Source organism: Streptomyces sp. NPDC057877 (assembly GCF_042796855.1).
Lineage (GTDB): Bacteria > Actinomycetota > Actinomycetes > Streptomycetales > Streptomycetaceae > Streptomyces.
The window spans coordinates 26,168-49,676 of the sequence record NZ_JBHVMS010000020.1; the positions used below are offsets into that span (position 1 = coordinate 26,168).

The 23,509-nt window shown below is 70.1% G+C and carries 25 protein-coding genes; 12 read left to right on the top strand and 13 right to left on the bottom strand.

The genetic code is table 11. From position 1 onward, the window contains the following. Positions 1-90: 90 nt before the first annotated feature. The 7 genes from ACFVQG_RS38055 to ACFVQG_RS38085 form a co-directional block, all read right to left on the bottom strand. Entirely contained in the window at positions 91-255 is a 165-nt protein-coding gene (locus ACFVQG_RS38055; RefSeq protein WP_158973288.1) for a hypothetical protein, read from the bottom strand. A 9-nt stretch (positions 256-264) separates the two neighbouring features. Next, positions 265-1,641 (bottom strand): DUF2637 domain-containing protein, encoded by a 1,377-nt coding sequence (locus ACFVQG_RS38060; protein ID WP_383393127.1) that lies wholly within the window; start codon positions 1,639-1,641, stop codon positions 265-267. A 164-nt stretch (positions 1,642-1,805) separates the two neighbouring features. After that, complete coding sequence (locus ACFVQG_RS38065; RefSeq protein ID WP_383393129.1) at positions 1,806-3,956, bottom strand: hypothetical protein; 2,151 nt, start codon at positions 3,954-3,956, stop codon at positions 1,806-1,808. Beyond that, a complete protein-coding gene (locus ACFVQG_RS38070; protein WP_383393132.1) occupies positions 3,957-4,424 on the bottom strand; it encodes a hypothetical protein in 468 nt (155 codons plus the stop codon). It abuts the gene before it with no gap. A 108-nt stretch (positions 4,425-4,532) separates the two neighbouring features. Continuing rightward, the gene (locus tag ACFVQG_RS38075; protein WP_383393135.1) at positions 4,533-4,745 is read right to left on the bottom strand and encodes a hypothetical protein; all 213 of its coding nucleotides are present in this window, start codon (positions 4,743-4,745) and stop codon (positions 4,533-4,535) included. A gap of 147 nt (positions 4,746-4,892) precedes the next feature. Further along, entirely contained in the window at positions 4,893-5,096 is a 204-nt protein-coding gene (locus tag ACFVQG_RS38080) for a DUF5999 family protein (protein WP_234312051.1), read from the bottom strand. Between the two features lie 676 nt (positions 5,097-5,772). After that, a complete protein-coding gene (locus tag ACFVQG_RS38085; RefSeq protein ID WP_383393137.1) occupies positions 5,773-6,228 on the bottom strand; it encodes a hypothetical protein in 456 nt (151 codons plus the stop codon). A 138-nt stretch (positions 6,229-6,366) separates the two neighbouring features. On the opposite strand from ACFVQG_RS38085, the gene ACFVQG_RS38090 reads away from it, so the two are divergent. Beyond that, entirely contained in the window at positions 6,367-6,726 is a 360-nt protein-coding gene (locus ACFVQG_RS38090; RefSeq protein WP_383393140.1) for a putative quinol monooxygenase, read from the top strand. Further along, a complete protein-coding gene (locus tag ACFVQG_RS38095) occupies positions 6,723-7,985 on the top strand; it encodes a helix-turn-helix domain-containing protein (protein WP_383393143.1) in 1,263 nt (420 codons plus the stop codon). Before ACFVQG_RS38090 ends, ACFVQG_RS38095 begins: the two co-directional genes overlap by 4 nt. Positions 7,986-8,026: 41 nt before the next feature. Here the strand turns inward: ACFVQG_RS38095 and ACFVQG_RS38100 are convergent, their stop codons facing one another. After that, positions 8,027-8,311, bottom strand: coding sequence for a hypothetical protein (locus tag ACFVQG_RS38100; protein WP_143576803.1), 285 nt, complete (start codon positions 8,309-8,311; stop codon positions 8,027-8,029). Positions 8,312-8,532: 221 nt separating this feature from the next. Between ACFVQG_RS38100 and ACFVQG_RS38105 the strand changes: the two genes are divergently transcribed. From ACFVQG_RS38105 to ACFVQG_RS38140, 8 genes are all read left to right on the top strand, one after another. Continuing rightward, positions 8,533-9,855 (top strand): transcriptional regulator, encoded by a 1,323-nt coding sequence (locus tag ACFVQG_RS38105; protein ID WP_075694092.1) that lies wholly within the window; start codon positions 8,533-8,535, stop codon positions 9,853-9,855. Positions 9,856-9,863: 8 nt separating this feature from the next. Then, positions 9,864-10,406 (top strand): GNAT family N-acetyltransferase, encoded by a 543-nt coding sequence (locus tag ACFVQG_RS38110; protein WP_383393147.1) that lies wholly within the window; start codon positions 9,864-9,866, stop codon positions 10,404-10,406. Between the two features lie 143 nt (positions 10,407-10,549). Next, complete coding sequence (locus ACFVQG_RS38115) at positions 10,550-10,849, top strand: helix-turn-helix transcriptional regulator (RefSeq protein WP_037680687.1); 300 nt, start codon at positions 10,550-10,552, stop codon at positions 10,847-10,849. An 849-nt stretch (positions 10,850-11,698) separates the two neighbouring features. Next, positions 11,699-13,936: a hypothetical protein gene (locus ACFVQG_RS38120; protein WP_383393150.1), complete on the top strand. Its 2,238-nt coding sequence runs from the start codon at positions 11,699-11,701 to the stop codon at positions 13,934-13,936. Next, positions 13,933-14,763 carry a DUF721 domain-containing protein gene (locus ACFVQG_RS38125; protein ID WP_383393153.1) on the top strand — a complete coding sequence of 277 codons (831 nt, stop codon included), beginning with the start codon at positions 13,933-13,935 and terminating at the stop codon, positions 14,761-14,763. The genes ACFVQG_RS38120 and ACFVQG_RS38125 overlap by 4 nt, the downstream gene beginning before the upstream one ends. A gap of 106 nt (positions 14,764-14,869) precedes the next feature. Then, positions 14,870-15,748 carry a hypothetical protein gene (locus ACFVQG_RS38130; protein WP_383393155.1) on the top strand — a complete coding sequence of 293 codons (879 nt, stop codon included), beginning with the start codon at positions 14,870-14,872 and terminating at the stop codon, positions 15,746-15,748. Positions 15,749-16,479: 731 nt separating this feature from the next. After that, on the top strand, positions 16,480-16,644 hold the full coding sequence (locus ACFVQG_RS38135) for a hypothetical protein (protein ID WP_383393156.1): 165 nt from the start codon (positions 16,480-16,482) through the stop codon (positions 16,642-16,644). A 71-nt stretch (positions 16,645-16,715) separates the two neighbouring features. After that, a complete protein-coding gene (locus ACFVQG_RS38140) occupies positions 16,716-17,792 on the top strand; it encodes a hypothetical protein (RefSeq protein ID WP_383393160.1) in 1,077 nt (358 codons plus the stop codon). Positions 17,793-17,813: 21 nt separating this feature from the next. Here ACFVQG_RS38140 and ACFVQG_RS38145 read toward each other — a convergent pair whose 3' ends face one another. Beyond that, a complete protein-coding gene (locus ACFVQG_RS38145) occupies positions 17,814-18,251 on the bottom strand; it encodes a hypothetical protein (RefSeq protein WP_383393164.1) in 438 nt (145 codons plus the stop codon). A gap of 176 nt (positions 18,252-18,427) precedes the next feature. On the opposite strand from ACFVQG_RS38145, the gene tap reads away from it, so the two are divergent. Next, positions 18,428-20,617: a telomere-associated protein Tap gene (gene tap, locus ACFVQG_RS38150; protein WP_383393167.1), complete on the top strand. Its 2,190-nt coding sequence runs from the start codon at positions 18,428-18,430 to the stop codon at positions 20,615-20,617. Positions 20,618-20,623: 6 nt separating this feature from the next. Beyond that, entirely contained in the window at positions 20,624-21,181 is a 558-nt protein-coding gene (tpg, locus tag ACFVQG_RS38155) for a telomere-protecting terminal protein Tpg (protein ID WP_383393169.1), read from the top strand. Between the two features lie 60 nt (positions 21,182-21,241). Here the strand turns inward: tpg and ACFVQG_RS38160 are convergent, their stop codons facing one another. The 4 genes from ACFVQG_RS38160 to ACFVQG_RS38175 all read right to left on the bottom strand — a co-directional run. Then, the gene (locus ACFVQG_RS38160) at positions 21,242-21,844 is read right to left on the bottom strand and encodes a hypothetical protein (RefSeq protein WP_383393172.1); all 603 of its coding nucleotides are present in this window, start codon (positions 21,842-21,844) and stop codon (positions 21,242-21,244) included. Between the two features lie 217 nt (positions 21,845-22,061). Continuing rightward, on the bottom strand, positions 22,062-22,574 hold the full coding sequence (locus ACFVQG_RS38165; RefSeq protein ID WP_383393174.1) for a hypothetical protein: 513 nt from the start codon (positions 22,572-22,574) through the stop codon (positions 22,062-22,064). A gap of 89 nt (positions 22,575-22,663) precedes the next feature. After that, the gene (locus ACFVQG_RS38170; RefSeq protein WP_383393177.1) at positions 22,664-23,188 is read right to left on the bottom strand and encodes a DUF6233 domain-containing protein; all 525 of its coding nucleotides are present in this window, start codon (positions 23,186-23,188) and stop codon (positions 22,664-22,666) included. Between the two features lie 2 nt (positions 23,189-23,190). Further along, the coding region (locus ACFVQG_RS38175; protein WP_383393180.1) for a nucleic acid-binding protein at positions 23,191-23,509 on the bottom strand (319 nt) is incomplete at its 5' end.

Below are 23,509 nucleotides of genomic sequence, written 5' to 3' on the forward strand. Positions count from 1 at the left end.
GACAGCAGGAGGCCCGTACCGGCGTTGTCGGTGTGGGCCTCCTGCTGTGCAGCCGATCGAGCCGAGCTGGCTTCAACAGCTCGGCTCGGGTCAGTCGGTCAGCGTGTGCCAGCGCGAGGCCATGACCTGGCCCCGCAGCAGGATCGTCGGCGGGTGGGTGGGGCCGTCCGCGAGCGGCAGCTCGATCGGTTCGTCCCGCTGCTCGGTGAAGTCGAACGTGAAGTCCACGGTGTCTTCCTCCGGTTCGTGGTTCATGCCGGGGCGTTACGCGGTCTCGTCCAGGACGAGCTCGCCGTTGGCGATTTCCTCGTTGAGGAGATCGGCGAGCGCCTGGACCGTCTCCGTCTTGCCGGTGAGGCCGGCGGCCTTGAGCGAGCGGCGCGAGACCTTGCTGGATCCGGCGCGAATGATGCCGCGCGCGAGGTCCCGGGCTTCGGCGAGCTTGACGTCGTCGATGTCGGGCCGCGCGGGGGCCGCGCTGTACTCGCGGGCGCGGGAGTTGGCCCCCTGGGAGAGGTCCATCTCCGGGTAGCGGCCCTCAGCGACGGGGCCAGTGGCTCCCGGGTGCTGGGGGCGGGGGCCGTTGGCGGGGGCCGCGTTGGCCGGGGTGGTCCCCTCGGTGCCGGTGTGGTCCCCGTCGGTGGTCCCCGCCGGAGCGGCGTGGTCCCCGTCGGTGTGGCTGTCGTTGGGGACCTTCACGGTGATGGTCCCCGCCGTGTGGGTGTGTGCGGCGGCGGTCCCGGATGTGCGGGGGCCGGTCTCTTCGCTGGTGGTGGTCCCTGCCGGTGCGGTGGTCCCTGCCGGGGCGGGGACCGGGTGAGCCGGTGCGGGGGCCAGTTCGGGGACCGTGGCCCCCGAACTGGGGGCCAGGGCGGGGGCCGTCGTGTCCGTGGTGGGGGCCGGGAGGGCGGGGTGGTCCCCGTCGACGGCGGGGTTGGTCCCCGCTGTGGTCCCCGTCAGCTCCAGGGCGAGGTCCAGCATGCCGCCGCGAAGGGGCCACAGCTTCTCTGCGGGGGCCTTGCTGCGCCAGCGGCGCCCGTACCGGGACCGGAGGTCCCCGATCACCTTGCGGCGGTGCCGCTCCAGGATCAGGCCGATCCGGTAGGAGCGGACCTCCCAGAGGACCATCCGGCGCCAGATGCCGAACGTGCCGACGGGGTCCAGGAACCAGCGGCTGAGCCGGATGCCGTCCATGCGGCGCTCGGAGGTCATCCCGGTGCGCCGCCGTACGGCGTGCCGGACGCCCTCCATGAACGCGACGAACAGCACCGGCATGGCGGCGTGCATGCCCTGGCCGGTGACGCGCTCGTGCCAGGGCAAATCGGTATCAACTGCCGCCATGTTGAACCAGATTGTTGCAGCCGTGAATGCCCAGGCGAGCCACCGGAGGGGGGCGAGGGGCATGTCGAGCTGCTCCAGGACCAGGTCGACGACCAGGAGGGCGAGAATGCCCAGGTCAACGCCGATTGGGACGATCCAGGAGTGGGATCCGAAGCCGTAGGTGCGGGCGACGTCTTCGACGGCGGCGAAGGATCCGTATCCACCGAGTCCGGCGAGGCCTGCGAAGAAGATTCCGGCGATGCCGATGGCCCACTTCTGGGCCTTGGTGAAGGGCGGTGGCGCCTCGGGGCGGTCTGCCATTCGATTACCTTCCGTAAGGTGCGCACGGCGTTGGCGCGCACCGTGCGCGCGGGACAAACCGGTACGCATCGGGTGGTGCGCGGCCAGGGTGCGGGGTCCCTACCTGGGGCGGGGACGGGTGCGCACGGTGCGCGACGCTGCGCACCGTGCGTACCCGGTTTTGACTACTCTCCGTTGTCGCTGGAGAGGGGGGAGCGGAGGATGTCGTAGTGGCCGAAGCCCTCCTCGGACTCGTCCTCGGAGATCACCTTGCGCTCGATGAGGCGGTCGCGCTCGCGGTAGAACCAGCGCTTGGTGTCGGCCAGGCCGACCCGCAGGAGGATGTCGGTGACCTCGCGGGGAGCAAACGAGAGTTTGCCTTCGCGCACCCACGTGTCGAGCCGCTTGTAGAGCTCCTGGCGGCCCTGCTCGCTGGTGAGCTTGTCGGTGTCGTCGTCGCCGCCCAGCGAGAGGACGGGGGCGTCGTCGGCCGGGGCCTCGATCTCGTCCTCGATGCGCAGGTGGTCGTACTCGCCGGGCTCGGGGTCCTCGTCCAGCACGTTCTGCAGCATCTCGTTGAGCTCCTCGACTTCGCGCGCGATGGTGTCCTCGTCCACGTCGTCCATCTCCTCTTCGGGCGGTCCGGAGTAGGCTGGCGCCGCCGGGGCCGGGGAGGCCGCGGGGGCGGTGGGGGCCGGGGCCGGAGTCGCCTGCTGCTGGGGGTTGTTCTCCTCTCCCTCCTCCTTGGGCAGCAGGGGGGTGTCGTACGTGGTGCGGTTGGTGTACAGGTCGCCGAACGCCTCAGCGGTGATCGCGTCCAGCGGAGTGCGGATCGCCGCGCCCGCGGTGATGGCGTCGGCCTGGTCGCGCTTGCTGGCCAGCTCGGTGCGGGCGGTGACGTGCCACCGCTCCTCCGGGATGCCCAGGCCCGCCGCGTAGTGGTAACCCGGCTTGCGGTTGCCCCACTGCGGCCAGGCGCCGGCCTCCACTGCCTCGTCCGGCAGGCAGTACTGGGAGTCGGCGCCGTCCCGCAGGCCGAAGCACAGGCCAGCGGGCGAGTTGGCGCGCGAGTCGGTGTCCATGTTGTTGTGCGTCGCACGCTGGATGGACGTCAGGATCCAGATGCCGGCGGCGCGCGCCGTGCGCAGGATCTTCTGGTAGTGCTCGTTGTCGGCGGCGAAGTCCGCGGCTTCCTCACCGATGATCACGAGGAAGTTGAGGCCGCAGCCGGGCTCCCACTTCGACATGCCCTTCGCGGCGAGGAAGTCGGTGCGCTTCTCGATCGCGTTGGGCAGGATCTTGAAGAAGCGCCGGGCGGCGTCCTTCTTGTCGATCGGCCACTCGATGCCGTGCCGGACGTGCCCGAAGTCCTGCTGGAACTTCGAGCAGTCGATCACGATCACAGAGGCCTCGGTGCGGGTGCCGACCTCGGTGATGATGAGCTGGTTGCCCTGCGTCTTACCGGCACCGTTCACGCCCATGGCGATGCAGTGCTCAACGTTGCCGTTGGACAGCGGGCCCGGGTCGCGCAGCATGCCGGTGAGGTTGAGCAGGACGTCCTCGCCGTCCTCGTAGCGGCCGGTGCGGATCGGAACGTCGCCGATGGACGCGCCGAACGCGGACGGGCCGCGCCAGGGGAAGCCCTCCTTGAGCAGGTCGGCGACCTGCACGCGCAGGGTGACCTGGGAGGAGTCGTCATCGTCCACGGTGTGGGTGATGCGTCCCTTGCCCAGCTTCAGGGCCGAAGCCATCGCGGGGATCCTGCGCGCGAGGTCGTCGGCGGTCGCGCCGTCCTTGGCCTCCACCGTGGCGATCACGGTGCCCTTGCCGTTGGAGGCGGCCTCCTTCAGCTCGTGCTTGGCCAGGCCGATCTCCGACTCGAGCTTCTCCCACCGGCTGGCGCTCTTCTCCGAGCCCGCCTTGTAGAACTTCGACCAGAGGTTGTTCGCGGCCGCCATCCCGACGCCCCCGAGGAACCAGGCCGCAGCCGTCGCCGGGGTGTCGACGCCCACGACCGTGCCCAGGGTGGCAGCGGCGGTGACGACACCGGTGTTGACCTGGTGCCAGATCCGCTGGTCCTTGGGCCGCTTGGCCTTGGCGTCGATGTGGGACATCAGGCGGCACACGGCCGCGCCGGTGCCGGCCAGCCCCAGCGAGGCGAGCGCCAGGGCGGTGGGGTTGCCGGTGAGCGCGACGTGCGCGAGCTCCACGGGGAGCGGACCGAGGACGGTGACCGCCCAGGGCCCGCCGTAGGTGAGCCGGGCACCGCGGCTCTCCTGGATCTCTTCGTCGCTGCGGGGGTCGAACTTCTTCGAACGAGATGCGCGGCGTGCCATTTAGGCGGCCTTTCCTGCTTCGCCGGGCTTCCCGGCGGTGTCTGACGGCTTGTCACCGATGGAGAACCCGGGCTTCTTCGAGCCCTTGCCCTTGCGGGCCTCGGCCTCGGCTTCCTGCTCGGGCCGGATGAAGTGTTTGACGAAGCTCGCGTACATCTTCACGCCCGCCAGTCCGAGCACCTTCGCCGCCGACGCACCCGCCTTGAGGTGGGCGCCGACCAGCTTCGCGCGGATCTTCGACTGGAGGCCGAAGGTGTACCACTTGCCCTTGTACTGGCTGAGGATCGCCGTGATCATGTCGGCGTCGAACGCCACGCGCGTGTACAGCTCGAAGCCGATCGCGCGCAGGAGCTTCGCGTAGTTGTAGAGGTCGCGGTCGGTCTTGAACTCGATCTTCTCGAGCTGCTGGATCATCTTGTGGAGGTCCGAGCCGACCTTGACCTCGGAGCTACCGGTGTCGTCGCTCATGTGGGTGGGAGTCCTTCCGGAGAGGGATCAGGGGGTTGTGCGGGCGGGGGCTCTGTCACCTCCCCGCGGTTCCGGACCGGGGCCCGGAGCCACGGGCAGACGGCAGGTTCACCGGCTGCTGCTGGCCGTGCTGTCGTCGCCGGCGTTCTGCACCGCCGTGGCGATGCCGGATCCGATGCCGTCGATCGCGTTGGCGATCGGCGAGGTCGCCAGGGCGTAGCCGCAGACCAGCGCCGCGATCACGGCGCCCATGGCCAGGTCGGCCTTCCAGAACAGCCAGACCGCGCCGCCCGCGAGCAGCGCAACGGGGATAGTGATCATCAAGTACCTCCTGGGGACAGGGGAGTTGGGGATGTGCTCCTCAGCCATCGCGGGGAGGGCCGAACGAGCGGGGAAGGGGGCTTCCGTCGCTCTCCACCGCCACCGGGCCGCAGGGCGGGCCGGTGGCGACTGGGCAACGCCGGGGGTTCAGGCCGCGATGGCGAGCGGCCGGTGCGGGGCGATGACGCTGCCGTCCGGCAGCAGCTCGCCGGTGTCGTCGAAGACCAGGACGCCGTTGCACAGCAGCGACCAGCCCTGCTCGGGGTGGTGGGAGACGATGTGCGCGGCCTCGCGGTCCGAGCTGTTCGCCGGCGGACACGGGGTCTGGTGGCGGCAGTTCACGGCGATCACTTCCCGCCTCGGGCGCGGCGCAGGGCCTCGTCCATGTCCGGGTCGGAGTCGGTGTTGCCGAGCGGGCGTGCGATGCTGATCAGCATCAGGGCCTCCAGCAAGGTCCTGGACAACCCCCGTGGGGCCTCATCCCTTGGGGGTTGTCGTCGTTTCGGGCGGGCGGGATGCCCTGCTCCGAGCGGCGCATGGCCGCAGTGCCCCGGACCGGACTCGAACCGGTCGTCGTACTTCCAACGGGGCCCGCGATCTTCGCCCTTGTGTCACCGCGCGGTCGGATCACTTGTCCACCCGTGAGGGCGGCATGGGAAAAGGTGCTGGCTAACTGCAGTCGATGCTGCGCACGCGGCAGGGCTGGCTTGTCGCTGTTGCCTGTCCCGCATCTCGCCTGCGGGCTGGCGGTCCGCATCCCCTGCGGACTGGGCCGGTTCAACCAGAGGACTCACCTGGTGGCACCACTCCGCAGATCTCTTGCTCGGAGGTGCCGGCTAGTCGTAGCGCCGGATGTTCGATATGGAGTTGAGAAGGAACGGCCACTCCGCAGATCCACCCACCGCGATGGCGGGCCTCACCTTGGGCGTCTGGTGCTGTCGGGATCCGAGTCCGGCTCCCTCATCCGGCGCCGCCCTCGTGGGCGGTTCCGGGTGGGGGAGCCGGGTCCGTGAGGACCCGGCTGGAGCTAGGCCGCGACGGGCAGAAGCGCGGCGGCCGGCGGCGCGATGCGCAGCTGCGCGGCGTAGGGGATGAGCGCGTCGACCAAGCGGTCGCGGACCAGCTCGGTGATCGAGGGGTCCGCCGCGAGGATGTCCTCGGCTGCGGCCCTGCGCGCCGCGAAGTCGTGGGCGACCTTCGCCAGCGCGGCCTTCCGGCCCTTCTTGAGGCTGGAGGCGGCGTCCCAGCGGGCCAGCTCGCACGGGGTCACGAACTCGTGCATCTCCAGCGGCGTACCGAACGCGACGTCCAGGTCGACGTCGCCGAACTCCGGCAGCTCCACCTCGATCGCGTCCAGCAGCTCCTGGGTCTCCATGTCGAAGCCCTCGGTGGCGAGGCTGGCGGCGGGGCGGCTGGTGACGTTCATGGGGTTGATCCCTTCGGTGAGGTCCGCCGACAGGCGGGACACGTCGATGAGGTGCATTCGGGCAGGCCAAATAGGCGCCTTCCGGCGTCTCGTCCCTTCCGGGGCGGAACACTTTGGACAGTAGTAGCACTGCGAGTGCGAGTCAACAGCAAGAGTGCGAGCTAGCACTATCGCTTTTGGTGTGAGAATGTGTGTATGCCTACGCGACATGGAGAGGAAGACCTCGTGCCCAGCGGATATGCACTGACAGTGCGATTCACCCTGCGAGATGCGCAGGCTGCCGAGCAGTTCGACCAGCTGGTCGCCCAAACCATCCCGGGCATCCGCACCGAGCCGGGCACGCTGGCCTACGTGGTGCACGCCCCCGAGGACGAGCCGCTGGTGCGGGTCTTCTATGAGCTGTACGCGGACCGCGACGCGTTCGCGGCTCACGAGGAACAGGAGCACACCAAGCGTTTCCTCGCGGCGCGGGAGGAGTTCCTGAGTGGTGTCGACGTTGTGTTCCTGAACGAGCTGGAGGAGCTGAGCAAGCGCCCAGGGACGGAGCGCCCGTGAAGCCGACTGGCAAGGACGTCGACCCGCAGGACCGGGCCTTCGGCCAGCGTGTCCAGAAGTTCCGCAAGGAACGCCGTCGGACTCAGGCCGAACTCGCGGCCGCTCTTGGTAGAACCAGCAGCTGGCTGTCCCAAGTGGAGCGGGGGGTACAACCCGTCCAGCGGATGGATCTCCTTCAGCAGATCGCTGACGAACTGGGCGTGTCGGTACAGCAGCTGCGTCCCAACGCACTGGCTGAGGTTGGTGGGCCATCAGAGACCCCCGCCCCGCTGTCGCTCTCCAACGACCTGGACGAAACTCGCCGCGTGCTCTCGGGGCACCCGGCGCTCGACACCGTGCTGGCCGGCGGTCAGGACACTTCCCTGCACGTGAGACCGAACAGCGATCTCTGCAGTGACGTCGACGACCTGTGGGAGCTCACGCACGCGGGACAGCTGGCGCAGGTCAGCACCCTGTCCGTGGACCTTCTCCCCGAACTTGAACGGGGAGTCCGCACGGCCGACAGCGAGGGCCAGGCGCAGCTGTACCTGCTGTTGTCCAGGGCCTATCAGGCGCTTTCGGCCGCCTTCGTCCGGCAGGACGAAGCCGACGCTGCGTGGGTGGCCGCAGACCGTGCGATCTTCGCAGCTGAGCAGTCCGGTGACCCGCTCCACGTATGCGCCAGCGTGTACCGCATGGTCCACGCCTTCGTTCGTCTGAAAGCCCTTGGCCAGGCGGAACATGCCGCGCAGACCGCCATCAACGCCTTGGAAGAGCGGGACGCACGTTCCCCCGAGGGTCTGTCGGTCCTCGGTGCTCTCCACCTGGCGCTCGCACTCGTCCGTGCCCGCGCCAGCGCTCGCGCTGAGGCGAAGGAGGAGATCGCCAAGGCACGCGCCATCGCGGAGCAACTCGGGGAGAACCGCAACGACTTCAACCTCGAGTTCGGTCCGGTCAACGTCGAAATTCAGGCGGTCAGCACTGCCGTCGACCTGGGTGATGCGGGCGAAGCCCTGGACATCGGCCTGGGCATCAACGCTGATGGCCTCTCGTCCGAACGGCAGGGCCGGCTCCTGATGGACCTCGGACGCGCCCACGCGCAGAGGCGTCACGGGGGAGAGGCGCTCGACTGCCTGCTGCGCGCGGAGGCCATCGCACCGGAGATCATCCAGACGCACCAAGCTGCCCGAGCAGCAATCCGCGAGCTGGTGCTGGTTGCCGGGCCGAATGCTCCGCGAGAGCTGCTGGAGCTCGCCGAACGGGCTGATGCCCTGGACTAGCTCGGCTCCGAGCTCCAGCAGCTCTACCCCACTCACGGCGCTCACCGGTCGCGCCTGTCGGACGACGCGAACAGGACCTTGAGGAGGAAGCCAGTGACACTGCTTCCGGCTACCGCCACGAGAACGTCGCGGACCACCAGGAGCACGACCAAGACAACCAGGCCAACGGTCAGGATCGCCGTGATGGCTACAGCGGCTCGGGCCCAGTGCCGTGTCCTCGGCAGCGGTGCGCGCTCACCGCAACGGCAGCCGATGCCGGGGGCGTTGGATGTGAGGTCAGTGGAGCGGCCGTGCGCGTCGGTCACCAGGTGCCGGTCGTCGGTCATGGTGTCCCTCCTCAACTCGCCGCTGGATCGCATGAATTTGCTGATCACAACCGTCTGATGGGGGAGCATGACCAAACGAGGTCCGGCAGCGGCCCCGTACCGGACCAGTCCGGGACATGAAGAGGACCGCTGACGGACCAGGGCTCTCGCTCTGCTGACTAGCCGTCGTCGCGGCACGACACTGGCGCTGCAGAGCACGTATTCGTGACTCGGGAGGACTGGTGGCCGGCAACGCACGCAAGGGGGATCCACGCACCACGTTGGAGTTCCTGCTGCGCCAGCAGCCGCGCACGTATGAAGAGATCGTCCGTGACTTCGGGCGTCTCGCCGATGAGCTGGGTGAGGACGTCACCCTCAGCACTCGGCACCTGCGGCGGCTGGCCAGTGGAGAGCGGGCCAGCACCACCCCAGTCATGCGCCGTGTTCTGCAACAGATGTTCGGCAAGCCGATCGATGCGCTTCTCGCCCCTTGGGGCGGCGAAGCCTTACCGGCGGTGGACGAATCCACGGGGCTGGTCCTGGCCACAGGGCAGCCGACTGCGGACCGGGAGTTGATTGAAATGGCAGCACGACGCGCTAAGAGTTTCGCCCTTGCAGCAGGTCAGACGGAGCTGACATCCGACGTCATGGAGCAGGTACACGCGGACGTCCAGCGTCTGGCGACGGACTACCCGCAGATGCCCCTGTCGGAGCTGCTGCCCGATCTGATCACGACGCAGGACACCGTCTTCACCCTGCTGGAACAGCAGCGCCGCCCCTCTCAGGCGCGCCAGCTGTACTTCCTCGCCGGGGTCACCGGGGGTCTGCTCGCGAAGGCCTCGCACGACCTCGCCGACCCGCACGCGGCCCTGACCCAGGCGCGGACGGCGTTCGTCTGCGCGGACAACGCCGACCATAACGGCCTGCGCGCGTGGATCCGCGGCATCCAGTCCCTGGTCTCGTACTGGGCTGGCCGCACGCGAGAGTCCGTCAAGTACGCCCAGTCCGGCGCAGAATTCGCCGCGACCAACACCTCCAGCGTGTGGCTGCCGATGAACGAGGCCCGCGCCTGGGCGGCCCTCGGCAACGCGAACGCGGCCCGGGCCGCCATCGAGCGAGCGGAGAGCGCGTGGGACCTCGTCCAGGAGGACGAGGTCGACGAGCTCGGTGGCCTGTGCAGCTTCGGCCGTACCCGGCAGATCTACTACGCGGCGGAAGCCCTGTCGTGGCTGCCGTCGCAGGCTGACGCCGCAGGCGACTACGCCACGCGGGCCGTGGAGGCCTACGCGGACAACTCGTCTCCCGAGTGGGCCTTCGGCGATCAGGCCGGTTCCCACAGCGCTTTGGCCATCGCGCGCATCCAGGCTGGCGAGCTGGAAGGCGCCGAAGAGGCCGTTGCACCGGTCCTCGGGCTCGTTCCCGAGCAGCGCATCAACGGGATCATCACCTGCACGCAGCGGGTGCACCGCGCGCTGCGGGACTCGCCGCTCGCCGATGCCGGCGCCGATCTGCAGGAGCAGATCGAGGTCTTCACTCGTACGCCTCTGAAGTCCCTGCCCCGTTAGGAGTTCCGTTGCCGTATCCGATCCGCGTCACCGGCAGCACCGTCGTGCTGCGGGAGTTCTGCATGGAGGACGTCGACGACGTCCTGGCGATCATCGGTGACGACAAGGTCACGACGTGGCTCAGCTTCGACAGCCGTGATCGCGACCAGGCCGTCGCCATGATCGAGGGCACGCTCGAGCGCGCTCGGCAGGAACCGCGGACGGAGTTCTACCTCGGGGTGACCAAGCGCGACGACGACCGCGTGATCGGGTTCGCCCGGATCGGGCTCAGTGGTGTCCAGGCCGGGAAGTTGGGCTACGCCATCGCAGCGAAGGAGTGGGGCCGCGGCTACGCCAAGGACGCGGCCCGCGCTCTGGTCACATACGCGTTCAAGGACCTCGGTCTCCACCGAATCACCGCAGCGATCGGCCCGGACAACACCGCCTCGATCGCCGTCGTGCAGCAGCTTGGGTTCACCCGCGAAGGCGCGCTGCGGGACCACGTCTTCACCAACGGGCAGTGGCGCGACAGCGTGCTGTTCTCCGTCCTGGCCCACGAGTGGAGCTGGTGATGGCGACACGGTTCGTGCACTGCGCCGGGAGGACGAAGCGGGTCCGGTCTGAACACGACACTGTCGGCGCATCGTTCGGCGATGGCAAAGATCACTCCCGTCGTGTATCTTTCAGGAGATCATCGATCTTGAAAGGCTGGGTCATGTCCGACGCGAACCCCTTGGAGCGGGTGGACGCCCTACTCGATGACGTCTTGCCGCCGCCACGCGTGCGGCAGCAGCTGCGTCTCGCTGCGGGCCTCACCCAGCAGGAGGTTGCGGACGCTGTGGGCGTGAAGCGCCTCGCCGTGGCTCGCTGGGAGTTGGGGCAGACCCATCCGCGTCGTCCTCACCGCGCGGTCTACATGCACCTGCTCAAGCGGCTTGCCGAACGGTTCCCGCAAGCTGCGGAACTGGATGAGGGCATGCCGACGCCGGCCTCGGAATCAAGGGGGTCGGGATGACCTAGGTCATCGGCCGCGCGCGCCAAGGAGCGGACTTACCACCCGCTGGCCTCGCGCGGCCCGTCTACCGACCGGATTAACCACCCGCGTCGGCCGCTCAGGTCCCGGCTGTCACCGGTCCTGAGCTGCGGCTCATCGAGCCGCACATTTCCCAATCGGCCCCTCATCAGGGCCACTGCACTAACCACGGCCACCACAGCCGCAGCAGTACCAACCGAAAGGACACCTATCGACAGCAGTCCGCTCGCAGGGCCCCCACCACAGGGGCTTCTGCGATCAACCACCACCGAAACGAGAGGAGAAATCTCCCCCACCCATCGGCGTCGCCCGCTCCTCACGGAGGGGGCGTACCCAACCCATCCGCACACCCGGCTCGGCCGGCCCCGAGGGGCTTGGTCGGTCCACGCATATGGAAGGCAGGTCGTTTCTCATAGTGCCCGAGAGTGGTGTCCCCTGTCAGCTTGAGCATGTCCGTTTCACCCCGGTTCAGGCGCGGCGATCTTCCCGCGTGACGGAATCGGCGTCCGGTTCATTCGGCTTTACCCGCTTCGTACAGGAAGAGGGTCTTCCAGTAGGAAGCTCCAAGAGCAGCTCTTTCGGGGTCTGCTCGATGAGCGTGGTCGCGGTGTCTGCCGCCCCGCTCGTGCACCCGCTCTCGGAGGTCGTCGACAACTGCGTCGACGGCAGCGCCCGGGAGGGTGTCGTCCCGCGTGACGGGACGGGTTCCAAGATTGTTGCCCGCCGTGCGGGAGTGCCGGGGGTCTCTGCGGCTGACCAGAATCTATCCACAGGTGATCTGGTCCATGGTCGCTGGATGGATCATGTTCTGACGTCTCTGCGGGGTGTCCAGTGAGCGCGGTCGCGGCGTGGGCCGCCCCGCTCGTGCCCCCTCGCTCGGAGTTCATCGGCGGGGCGCCGCGCTCTCGGCTGCGGTCGGTTCCGGCTCAGGCCGGTCCGGTCGTTCCGCTGGAGCTGGGCAACCCGCTCCAGTTGACGGAGACGATGCGCACGCGGCTGCTCGCGGCGGTGCGTGCGCTGGTGTCGGCCCCGGCGCTGGACGGGGCGTGTGACGCCACACGGCTGGCGTCGGTGGTGCTGCTGGCGAAGGCCCGGGTCGCTGCCGACTACAGCACGGAGATCACTACTGCGGAGCTGGGCCGGTGGCTCGGGCTGGGGAAGTCCCGGGTCGCGCACACGGTGCTGCCGGAGCTGCGCGACCGCGGCGTGCTCGGGTCGAACGAGACGAACAGCGCGGCCGGGCGGGCGACGGGCCTGGAGTGCTGGGTGATCCCGATGTACCGGGCGCAGCAGGCCGGGGACCGGCGGCACGTCCTGGCGCTGTCGCGGGTGGAGCTGGCGGTGCTGCTCAAGCTGATCGAGGTCTTGTTCGCGCCGGGCTGGACGCACAAGGACGGGCGGGTGACCCCGGCCGGGATGCTCGCGGACCGTACGGGGCGCGGGGCGGCCACGGACCGGCTCGGGCTGCTGCTGATGGTGCTGTCGACGAACTCCAAGGGCTGGCTGAAGCTGTGCCCGGGGTCGGTGGACACCGAGCGGGGCCGTCCGGCGGCGACGGTCGGCCGACTGCTGGGCTGCTCGCCGTCGGGCGGGGCGAAGGTCCTGGCTCGGCTCGAGGAGCGGGGCACGGTGACGGTGGACCGGCGCGAGACGGCGTCCCAGATGAACGCCCGCAGCCGCGTGCGGCTGCTGCCGGTCGCCCAGGCGCACGGTCTGCTCGTACGGGAGGCCCGCGAGTCCGCCGACGCCGTGTTTTCAGACCTTGCTGTTACTGCATCCGGAGATCTTGAGACTGGCGAGGACTCTGGGACCCTTGCGGTTACTGGGGTGTCGGGTGCCGGGCAGGGCCAGGAGGCCGATACGGCAGACCTCGCCGTTGCTGCACACCTTCACGCCTCTCACGCTTCTGGGGTTACTCCTGGTGGGTCTCTTGAGCTCTCTTGTGGGTTTTCCGGCGAAGGCCGTGGTGGGACCGGTGGTCGGCCGGAGCGCGCGGGTACGTGCGAGGACCAGGCCCCGGACGCTGATGCCGCTGACAAGCTGCGCCTGGTCGACGGCGAGGGCGGCCCGCTTCGCGGGGAACAGCGCGAGAAGTCCCCGTCGATGAGCAGCGAGAACGGCGACTGCGGGTCGGTGGTCGGCGCTTCGGTGCGGGCCGTGGACGGTGCGGGTCAGGGCAGGCAGCAGCGGGGGAGGGTGCCGCTGCCGCCGGAAGACCTGCGGGTGATCTTGGAGCCGGTCCGGCTGGTGTGGGAGCGCCTGGAGCGTCGGGGCGCCCGGAAACTGGTGGAGTCCGCGACTCGCACCGAGCTACTCCGGGTGGAGGGGTTCGCGGGCCGCGTCGACGCGCCGCAGATCCTCGCCGACCGCCTCACCCGGCGCCTGGAGGAGCAGATGCGTCTGGGCGCGCCGATCACGAGCCCGGTGGGCTGGCTGGTCAGCCGTGCTCTGCCCCAGCGTCAGGAGTGCGGCGAAAAGCTGTGCGACGAGGGCGTGCTGCTCGACTCGGGCCGTGAGTGCCCGCGGTGCGAGGACCGGCGGTTCGACAGCCGTGACCGGCGCCAGGCGGTCGCGGCCGCCGTCGACGCCGCGATGCCGTACGCCTCGCCGGAGGAGCGCCGTACGGCGACCGAGCGGCAGCTGCACGAGACCGTGACCGCCCAGGCGTGGGCCCGCGAGCACCGCTTCGAGCAGATCCGGGCCCGGAAGGCGGCGGCCGCCAAGGCCCGTGCCGAAGCCGCGGCCGTGCGCCCCGCCATCGATGAGCCGGCCGCGCCGTCGGCCCCGGTCGTGCTGCCCGCTCCCCGCCCGGCACCCGCCGTCGCACTGGAGCCGCAGGACGACGGCGTCGACCAGGCGCCGCTGGTCCTCGAGGAACTGACCCGCGAGCAGGTCCTGGACTGGCGCAACCGCGCGGCGAAGGACCACCAGGTCGTCTTCGACCACATCGACCGGTACGGCGAGGTGTCGGCGCAACGGCTGTTCACGAGGGCGTTCGTGTCGCAGGTGACCCGGATGTCCCGCCTCGGGCACCTGAACCTCGGCTACACCACCTGGCAGCAGTCATGAGCGGCGGCGAGCTGTCGGGGGTCGACCTGGCGCGGGTCGCGTTGCGGGCCGCACTGGAGACGGCGCGGAAAAACGGCGGCAACGGCCGTCCGGCGAAGGCGAAGCCGCGCATGACGCCGTCGGTGCGGCACGGCGGGCGGGAACCGCTGGGGCTCGGTGCCGCGATCGGCATGCTGGTGAACGAGCGGGCGTGGGAGCTCCCGGCCGCCGGCGCTTCGCTGCGGGAGCGGTGGGAGGCCATCGCCCCCGAGTTCGCCGGGCACATCGCCGCGGTCGGGTACGACGCCGACTCCGGCCGGCTCACCGTGTGCCCGGAGTCGGCGGCCTGGGCGACGAAGCTGCGCCTGGAGCAGGCCCGCGTCGTCCAGGCGGCGAACGAGTCGGCGGGCCGTACGGTCGTGCGTGGCCTGCGGATCCTCGCACCCGGGTCGGTGCCTGTGTCCGAACCGGACACTGTCGCCCCGGCGACCGCACCCAACGGTCCGGTGAAAACCCGCGAGTCGGCGTCCGAGGGCTACCGCCAGGCGCTCGCCGCGCACCAGTCCGTCGCGCCCGCGCGGCGGGTGGACCCTGGGATCGCGGAAGCCGTGGAGCGGCAGACCAGGGCGATGCGTGAGCTGAGCCGCCGCGCGTTCCCGGAGCCGGAGGTGTCCTCGGAGGCGCAACCGGCCCCGATTGAAGCGGGCCGCATCCAGCGCCGCCGTGAAGCCGAGGCCACCCGCGCCCTTGCGCTGCGCCGGGCCCGTACCGAGCGAGCAGCCCGGCAGGACAGCACCGCTGCGGGACAACCCGAGGGCCCGGCAGTCGCGTTGGAGCGTACGGCGTGACCAGAAGCGGCGGGCTGTTGTCGCCGGGTCGGGTGATCGGGGCCTTGAGGGCCGCCGTCGACTGCAAGGATCGAAGGCCACGTGACGGTGAAGGAGTCTGACGAGGATGCCGAAGAAGCGCAAGAAGGACCGCAAGGCGCCCCAGAAACGGGCCTCGGTGCGGACCGCTCCAGCCCAGCCCGCACGTTTGGAGCTGGTGGATTGGGACGACGCCCCGCAGAGGGACATCGACTTGCTCGATGATCTCGGCGAACGGTTTCCCGCTCCCGTGGACGCGGTGAAGGCCGTGCAGGCCGGCGAGCGCGTGGAGTGGACGGGCAGCGTCGACGGGTCGACGATGCGCCACCGTGTCCTCCTGGCTGACGATGGCACCGCAGTCGTCGAACAGGCCGTCGTCGTCGGCGGCCCTCTTGAGGGAATTCTGCTGTGTGCCTGGCACCAGGCGAGTGAGCAGGGCCGGGACCGGATGGTAGCCGGAGTGCTCGCCGCCCTGGACGACCTTCACAGTGCGCTCCGGCCGGTCCTGGAGGCCGAGATCCGCAAGGTCCGCCCCGACTACACCGCCTCTGTTCCGCAGGCATTCCACGAGGAGCCGGAATTGCACGGGCCCGGCATGCCGGTGTTCGGATGGCGTCTCCTCCACGAGGTCGGCCCGGACACCACCTGGGAGGACACCGTCGACACCGCTACCTGGAACACCTCCCAGGCCATGTCCGGCGTGCTCGACTACTACGACCACGTCCCCGAGCTCCAGCGGGCCGAACTCGCCCGCCTACTGCGCCAACACGACGTCCCAGCGGTGCTCTGCGCGCAGTGCGGCAGCCCCATCACCGACCGCCACCCGCGGTGGACCGGTACCTGGATCACGCCTGACATAGATGCCGGCCCCTTCTGCGGAGACCCCTACGCCGCTCCCGTCGCTCCGCAGCCCGTGCTCGGGACTCTTACCGACCAGGAGTTCGGCACCCCGCATCGACCCAGCTGAGCAAGCCCCAGCCGGTTGCAGGAACGGCCGCCCTGGAGGGCATGAGGCCGACCTGAAGGGGTGCGGAACGGGCCAATGGCAGCAGGGCCCGGCGGATCCCGCCGGGCCCTGCCCTCTTGCCGTACGCCCTTCGGCCCGCGAGAGTCGTCATCGTCGGGCGGAAGGAAGTCCAGTGGCTGACCTGTCGGCCGTGCCACCTTGCGGAGGTGCCCCGCTGCAACGGGGCCTCCTGCGTTCTGCGGTGCGTGTCCGGACCGTTGGACCTGCGCCTCTCTAGTGCGCGTACGTACGCGCACGTGGGAACGAGTTCAAGAATGAGGGGGATAATTAACCTCCACAAGGACTGTAGGCAGACAGATCCCCGTACCCGATCCACACGCCGCCTGACCTGCGCTTATGAGGCAGATTCGCGGGTTGTTAAATGCGGAGGCGAGCCAATCTTTGAACAATTTCGTTCCGGTCGTTAAATAACAGGTCGGCGCTTTATTTACGGCTTGCCTCCAATGGGAACTGAATCGGCATTCTCGCGCGTAAGCGTGGGTAACGTGGGTTTCGCTGGCGCCTGTGGCTGCAACCACCGGCGTGAAGTCCCGTGCCCTGCAAGGCACTTGAGCACCAAGTTCCGGACCGCTTGCTGACCATCCGCCTCCTGTTGGGAGTCAACTTCCTTGTCGTACCTGCTTCCTGAGCCCGTTCCTGCTGAGCAGAACGGGCCGTGCGCGAACACCCCGGTGAGCGCTGCCAAGGCCTCGCCGCTGGCTTCCTTACTCCTGCTGGTCATACTCCTGGCCGCGCTGTTCGTCCTGCTCGCCCGCGGGATGAAGCTCGAGGAAGCCCTCGCCATCCTGGGGGCCGGCGGCCTGCTGGCCGCCGAACTGCGCCAGCGTCTGCTCTGACCCGATCCCCCGGGGCCCGTCTCACCGACGGGCCCCGGCCCCGTTCCGGGCTCGAAAAGGAGATGGACGCCGTGGCCCGTCCCATGAAGAAACTGCCCCCCAGCAACGACCCGCTGGTGGCCTTCGCCCGCGACCTCCAGGCGCTGCGCAAGCAGGCCGGCAACCCGCCGCTGTCGCTGATGGCCGAACACAGCGGGCTGTCCACCGCGACGCTGTCGAATGCCCACGCGGGCAAGAAACTGCCCACCTGGGCGACCGTCAACGGCTACGTCCTGGCCTGCGGCGGCGACCCCGAGAGCTGGAGCGCGCGCTGGGAAAGCCTGCGCCTGGCCGCCGCCGGATTCTCCGGTGACCTGTGCCGCGAGGCACTGAGCCGCTGGGAGCGCACCGGTCACCTCACCCCACCGCACGCCGTCGACGAAGCCGAGCTGCGCGAGCTCCTGAAGACCCTGCTGGACTTCAACGGGCTCAGCCACCGCACCCTCGCCCAACAGGCGCCCGGCTACTCCCATGTCACGTACGGGGCCGTCCTGCGCGGCGCGCGCCCGCTGAAGGCGAAGATCCTCTACCAGATCCTCATCGGCTGCGGCGTCTACTCCCTGCGGAGTCAGGAGGCGTGGTTCCACCTCCTGAGCAGCTTCTCCTGGAGGGAAGGCGTGGAAGGCGGCAAGCTGCTGGCCCGGGTGGACCGGCCCCTTCGGTATGCCGGCGACATCGACCTGAAGATGCTCAAGTCCATCCTCGAACGTCTCGAGCGCAGCCGCGGGCTGTTCGCCGCCGACATCGTGTCGTACGACAGCATCAACGCCCTGCGCACCGCGTACGAGGACATGCTGGCGCTGCTGCTGTCCTCGCTGCAGCGCTCCCACATTCAGCTGCCTCCCAAGCTCGGTTCCGCCTTCAACCGGGTCGTCGGCGAGCTGCGCAACAACTCGTTCCCGAACCCGGCCGCCATCGACGCCCTCGTCCCGCTCGCCATGCCGTTCCATCCCCGCCTGCGCACCCGGGTCGTCATGGCGCTGAAGAACGCGGGCGAACTCCTGCGCCGGGCAGAGGCCGGCGAACTGAACATCCGGGGGGTGGCAGAGCTCCGGCTTCCGCTACCGCCGCCCCTGCACGTCCAGCGCGCCGCGCCAACCGCCTCGTAGCCGGAGAGGGCAGCCGCGGTCTCAGCCGGGGGCCTGCGCGGCGCCGACGGCGCTGTGCTGCTCGTCCCATTCCTGGATCACCGTGCGCAGCATGGCGGCGATCTCGGGGGCGGTGCCCTTGTGGCCGGCGCGCCAGCGCAGGTAAGGCTCCGCCCCCTGGAGGAGGCCGGAGCGGGGATAGGTCAGCACCAGGGCGCGGTGGGTGCCGCGCTCGAGGTGGTGACTCCAGGAGTCGACGTCGACCTGGTCCTCGGGCGCAGCGATGTGTCCGTCGACGAAGGCGCCCTTGGCCGTTGTGCAGCACGCCCATCCGTAGTCGATGACGCACCGCTCGCAGGCGAGGGTGCCGCGCATGTCCGGGTAGCGGCGCTGCCACTCGGCATCGAGGGCGATGACGTCCCCGGCGAGCGGGATGTTCTTGCGGCACAGGCAGCAGCTGATGCGGAACGCGACGGACAACGCGGCCTCCCATTCACCCCCGGGACGTGACCGGCTCAGCCTGGCATCCGGCTGATGGCCAGGACGGGAGCCATGCCGTCCCGAGTGCCACTCAAGAAAGAAGGGCGATCCAATGCGCGAATCAATAAGCGATCCAATGAGCGATTGGTGTAGGGTGTCTAGTGGAGGTGAGCTCTGTGCCCACTGAGAACGAGCTGCTCAGCGCTGTCGATGCGCTGCTGAACCAGGTCGACCAGAACGACCTGCCGCCGCCCGCCGAACGTCGGCGTCTGCGCGAGGCCGCCGATCTGACCCAGACCGACATCGCGAAGGCGCTCGGCACCCGCCGGGAGGCCGTGGCGAGCTGGGAGGCAGGCAAGAACGAACCGCGGCCGCCGCAGCGCACCGCGTACGCCCGGCTGCTCGAAGGCCTCGCCGCGCGCTTCCCCGCCCCCGCCACCGAGGTGGTCCCCGAGCCGGAGGTGCCGGATACGTTCGCCGCCGCGCCCGCCCCGGCGGCTGAGGCTCCGTCGGCGCCGGCTGCCGCGAAGCCGCCCGCCCGTGCGGCGGCGAGCACCACCAGGCCGTCGTCGACGTCGCGGCGCCCGGCCGCGAAGAAGGCGGTGAGGAAGGACGCCGCCCCGTCGGCGGCCGCGGTCGACCCGCGTTTCGAGAACGGCCCGCTCGCCGTGGTCGACTGCGAGGACGGGCAGGTGTCGGCGTACTGCGTCGGCGGCCTGGTCCTGGACGTGCCCGCCAAGTCGCTGCCCGCGCTGGTCGACTGGACCATCACCGAGGCGAAGCTGGGGCAGCCCCGGCTGCACCGCAACGGCCGCGACGCCGACCCGATCCTGGTCCTCACCCCCGCCGCCCTGGAGCGCTACGGCCTGCCCGCCGCCCTGTCAGACGAGGAACGGCGCGCGGGCCGGCTCAAGGACAGCCACAAGGTGGTCAAGCAGCTCCAGCGCGCCGAACTGCAGCTCACCCAGCGCGGGCTGGGGCCGTGGGCGCGCGTGTTCCGCGACCCGGAGGGCTCCCGCCGGCGCTGCGTACAGCTGTGCATCCCAGCGTGGAACGCGCTGGACGCGCGGGAGTGGGACAAGAAGGACGACCCGCAGCTGCCGGGCATGCACCCGGCCGACCTCGCCCGGTATCTCGGCACGTACGCGCAGCGGGTGATGACGCCGCGCGGCACCACGTCGACGACCGGCCTGGAGCTGATGAGTGCGCTGCGGCCGCCGACCCGTGCGGAGAAGAACGAGGCCACCGGCGCGTTCGAGCGGGCGTTCAACGCCGACGCCCTGACGGCGGTGTACGAGCACGTGGAGTGCGAGGTGCCGGACGAGCATCCGCTCCTGAAGGGGAAGTTCGAGCGCCACCACCTGCGGACCCCGGCAGAAATGCTGATGGAGGAGCCGTACGACTGGTGCCGGGCGCTGACCGATGACGAGTGCATGCTGCCGTACCTGGTCGCGATCGACGTCAACATGGCGTTCGCGGCGGCCACCAACGGCCTCACCGTCGGCCTGGGCGCCCCTACCCGCCTCGAGCGCCCGGCGTTCGACCCGAAGGTGCCCGGCTCGTGGCTGGTCGACCTGAGCCACGTCGACCTGTCCCGCGTGCAGATCGACGGGCGCACCGTCGACGGCGACCTGCTGCCCTCGCCGTTCACGCCGAAGGGCGACCGCCCGACCGGCCCGGCCTGGTACGCCACCCCCACCGTCGCGTACGCGCAGGAGCTCGGGTTCGAGGTCGCGCCGATCGAGGCGTGGGTGCGTCTGGAGTCCGGCCGCTACCTGGACCCCTGGTACAACCGGCTGCGCGACGCCTACGTGGCCACGATGGCCGACCTCGGTGTCACCACGAAGATGGGCGGCCAGGAGTTCCTGGACGCGATGACCGTGCACAAGCAGGTCGACCCGACCATGGCCCTGCTGCTGAACGCCATCAAGTCCACGGCGAAGGGCGGCATCGGCAAGCTGCGGCAGCGCAGCCGGGGAGCGGTGCCGTACTACGAGGAATGGCCGGCGCTGAAGCGGGAGACGTGGCGCCCCGACATCCGGGCCGCCGTGCTGGCCACCGTCCGGATCGGGATGCACCGCAAGATCCTCAAGACTGCCGCGGCGACCGGCCGCTACCCGGTAGCGATCGGCACGGACTGCATCGTCTACCCCTCCTCCGGGCCGTCCCCGCTGGACGTCCTGCCGTACACGGACGAGGGCAAGCCGGTGCCGGGCACGTTCCGGCTCGGTGTCTCGCCGGGGATGGTCAAGCACCAGGGCACCCAGACCGTGCTGTGGGCGGAAGCCCAGTTCGAAGAGGCGGGCGCCGTGTTCAACCTCGCCAACCTCATCAAGACCGACCAGAGCGCCGGAGAAGGGGAGTAGCCGACGATGGCCGACTCGATCGGGGACAGCCTGGACGCCGCGCTGGAGGGGGCGTTCACCCGCCGCATCCCGCAGAGCGCCCAGGCGCAGATGAAGTACCTGGTCAAGCAGCTCAAGGGCACCAAGGCGGCCGCGGACGCCCTCGGAGTGTCCCAGCGCACCGTGGAGCGGTACGTCGCGGGCAAGTTCAAGCGGCCCCGCCGCGACCTGCGCGACCGCATAGAGCGTGAGGTCAAGCGGCGGTGGCAGCCGCAGATCCGCGCGAAGGCGAAGAAGCGGGCCGCGTCCACGGGCGGCCTGGTCGTCCGCACCCGCGCACGGTTCGGGTTCACCGCCGCGCCGGGCACGACCGACGACGCCCGGATCCGAGACATCACCCAGGCCCTGCCGCCGCGCTGGGCGGACCGGTTGTTCGAGGCCCGCGACGGTGGCGCCAACGAGCAGCAGCTCCAGCGCATCGCAGCCGAGGGCCTGGCGGAGATGTACTTCCGCGCGAACAACACCCGGGCCGGAGGCCTGGGCGTGGAGTTCACCGACGTGGAGGACATCGACATCCAGCTCTGAACACACGCGAGCGCCCTGTCCCTGGCATTGCAGCTGCCAGGGACAGGGCGCTTTCGCATCCTACGAGGACGCCCGGGCCGCGCGGCGCCGCGCCCACCAGGACAGGCGCGGTGCGGTGGCCGCGCGGACGGCCTGGCCGAACGCCTCCAGGGCCGCCTCGAGGCGCTCGGTGTTCTCAATGTCCGAGCAGGCGTTGAGCAGCTGCTCGGTGGTGGCGGCGACGTCCGCGTCGGTGGAGCGCATCAGCGGGGCAGCTGCTGCGGCGGCCCGGGCAAGCGGCTCCCGTACGGCGGCCACGTTCTGCTTGGTCGCCCGCCGGTCCCAGCTCAGCAGTTCCGCCGCCTGCCCGAGCCCCACCAGGCCGCTCAAGTTGTCCGAGCCACCGGCGATCCGGGCCCGGGCAGCACCCCCGGCGAAGGCGAATACGGCCAGCAGGAACGACCGCGCCCGTTCAGCCGGGCCTTCCCACAACTGGCGGTTGGCGGCGGCCGCGCCCTGCAGTTCCGCCACCGCCACCGTCAGCGCGTCGGCCTGCACGCGCAGGGCACCAATCTCGGCCTGTTGCTCCTGGCGGTTGCGGGAGCGGTTGGTCAGCCACGCCGCGAGGACGGCGATGAACGCCCCCGACACGAGCGTGCTGACCAACTCGATCAACTTGTCCATCCCCGCAGGCTGATGGTGCGCCTGCCCCCGCGTGCGGCTCGTTGCGTATCTGACGCACAACCCGTACGCAGCTGTTGCCCCTGGTCACCGCGCCAGAACAGCCATGAGGCCCCGCACCGTGCTGCTGCGCCGGCGGGGCCTCACACGCGTATCCGCGGGGGGGGGGTCGGATGTTCATGCACGCGCTGCCGTGCCCAACGCGGCGCACCGCTGTACGTCACGGGCTGCCGGGGTCGTCCTGCTCCCCGTCGGCCATCTTCTGCTTGACCTTCTTGATGTCCTCGTAGGTGGCGGCGTTCACGATCGCCAGACGGTTCACTGCCGCCTGTACGTCGTCACGCTGCATCGGGCCGACCGCAAACTCCAGCAGGAGCGCCACCGTCATGTGGTGCTTCCACATGCGCAGTTCGGCCTCGTCCACCAGTGCCGGGTCGCTGAACATGGCCAGGTCGACGTAGCGGTTTCGCGCCCGCATCTGCCGTTTCCGGCGCAGCCAGCCCGCGTCCGGCCCGGCCAGCTTCCGAACCGTGCGCAGCTCGGTCACCATCGCCTGGATCTGCTTCTCCTGCTCGGGTGTCCATCCCGGCTCCGGCGTGCCCGGGAGCGCCTGGAGTGCCTCCTGGACGGCCTGTTGAGCGGCCCCGGCTCCGTCGTCTGCGTCGTCGTCCGGCAGCAGCTCTGCGGCCTTCCTGAGTGATTCCCCTGCCGCGTCTTCGTCGAATTCGGACACGCTCTCCCCTTCTCTCCGGACGCGCAGGATGCCCGTCGGCCGCCGCCTGGTGCAATCGGCGCCCGCCCGCTCCGGCCTGCGGCAGGCGGTCAGCGTCCGGAGTCGAAGCCGTGGTCGAAGCCCCGCAGCACGGGGTCCAGTTCGGCGGCCGCACCGCACAGCGAGCACAGCCTCACGCCTGCCTTCTCGGCAGCGTCCAGGGCGCGCTCCAGCTCGAGCACCGGTGCGCCTTCCGGGGCCTCGTCACAGTCCGGGGCGTGCAGGACGCCGCGGTCGGGCCCGGGGGCGTCCAGCTTCTGCAGCACCCAGCCCGTCGGCCGGCGCGACCCGAGGACCTCCCGCACCGACCGCGACGGCGGCGCCTTCAGATACGCCGTGGGCACGTCGTCGTACGAGGCTCCCGCAACGCGCTTGACGTGGGCGGGGGCCTGCACCCACACCGTGTACCAGGCTGCCTCTACGGTCCCCTCAGCGGTGTTCTGCCAGGCCGGGACCGAGACGCGGAACAGCCAGCCCTCGGGCGTCTGCTGGCGCTCGTGGAGGCGTCCTGTGACCTCCTGGCCGTCCGGGAGGACCACCGTGATGGGCGGCGGCTCGGACGGCGTGTCCGCCACTGCTACGCCTCCTGCTCCTGGCGGTCCGCGGCCGCCTCGAGGGCGTGCCTGAGCTTGCTGCGGGCGTCGGGACGCTCGGGGCCGGCCACGTCGTTCCAGAAGGCATGCGTGAGGATCACGGCGGTCAGGTCGCGTTCCCGCTCCCGCAGCGCGGCAACCTCCCGCTGCTCCTGCTCCGACCAGCCCGGCGAGTCCGGATACGCGCGGGACGTGGCGAGCCAGTAGCCCTCGGGACGCTGCCAGGCCTCCATTGGCTCCACCGAGTACGGCAGCCGCTCGTACAAGGCCGCGAGGTCGGCCCGCACCTGGTTGAGGTCCCGC

Bases quoted from the DNA above. Each gene is read 5' to 3' on its own strand.
- ACFVQG_RS38055 (WP_158973288.1), bottom strand. From the start codon at position 255: ATGAACCACGAACCGGAGGAAGACACCGTGGACTTCACGTTCGACTTC.
- ACFVQG_RS38125 (WP_383393153.1), top strand. From the start codon at position 13,933: ATGAGCGGCGGCGAGCTGTCGGGGGTCGACCTGGCGCGGGTCGCGTTG.
- ACFVQG_RS38060 (WP_383393127.1), bottom strand. From the start codon at position 1,641: ATGGCAGACCGCCCCGAGGCGCCACCGCCCTTCACCAAGGCCCAGAAG.
- tpg (WP_383393169.1), top strand. From the start codon at position 20,624: ATGGCCGACTCGATCGGGGACAGCCTGGACGCCGCGCTGGAGGGGGCG.
- ACFVQG_RS38130 (WP_383393155.1), top strand. From the start codon at position 14,870: ATGCCGAAGAAGCGCAAGAAGGACCGCAAGGCGCCCCAGAAACGGGCC.
- ACFVQG_RS38100 (WP_143576803.1), bottom strand. From the start codon at position 8,311: ATGACCGACGACCGGCACCTGGTGACCGACGCGCACGGCCGCTCCACT.
- ACFVQG_RS38115 (WP_037680687.1), top strand. From the start codon at position 10,550: ATGTCCGACGCGAACCCCTTGGAGCGGGTGGACGCCCTACTCGATGAC.
- ACFVQG_RS38085 (WP_383393137.1), bottom strand. From the start codon at position 6,228: ATGCACCTCATCGACGTGTCCCGCCTGTCGGCGGACCTCACCGAAGGG.
- ACFVQG_RS38070 (WP_383393132.1), bottom strand. From the start codon at position 4,424: ATGAGCGACGACACCGGTAGCTCCGAGGTCAAGGTCGGCTCGGACCTC.
- ACFVQG_RS38090 (WP_383393140.1), top strand. From the start codon at position 6,367: ATGCCTACGCGACATGGAGAGGAAGACCTCGTGCCCAGCGGATATGCA.
- ACFVQG_RS38160 (WP_383393172.1), bottom strand. From the start codon at position 21,844: ATGGACAAGTTGATCGAGTTGGTCAGCACGCTCGTGTCGGGGGCGTTC.
- ACFVQG_RS38075 (WP_383393135.1), bottom strand. From the start codon at position 4,745: ATGATCACTATCCCCGTTGCGCTGCTCGCGGGCGGCGCGGTCTGGCTG.
- ACFVQG_RS38065 (WP_383393129.1), bottom strand. From the start codon at position 3,956: ATGGCACGCCGCGCATCTCGTTCGAAGAAGTTCGACCCCCGCAGCGAC.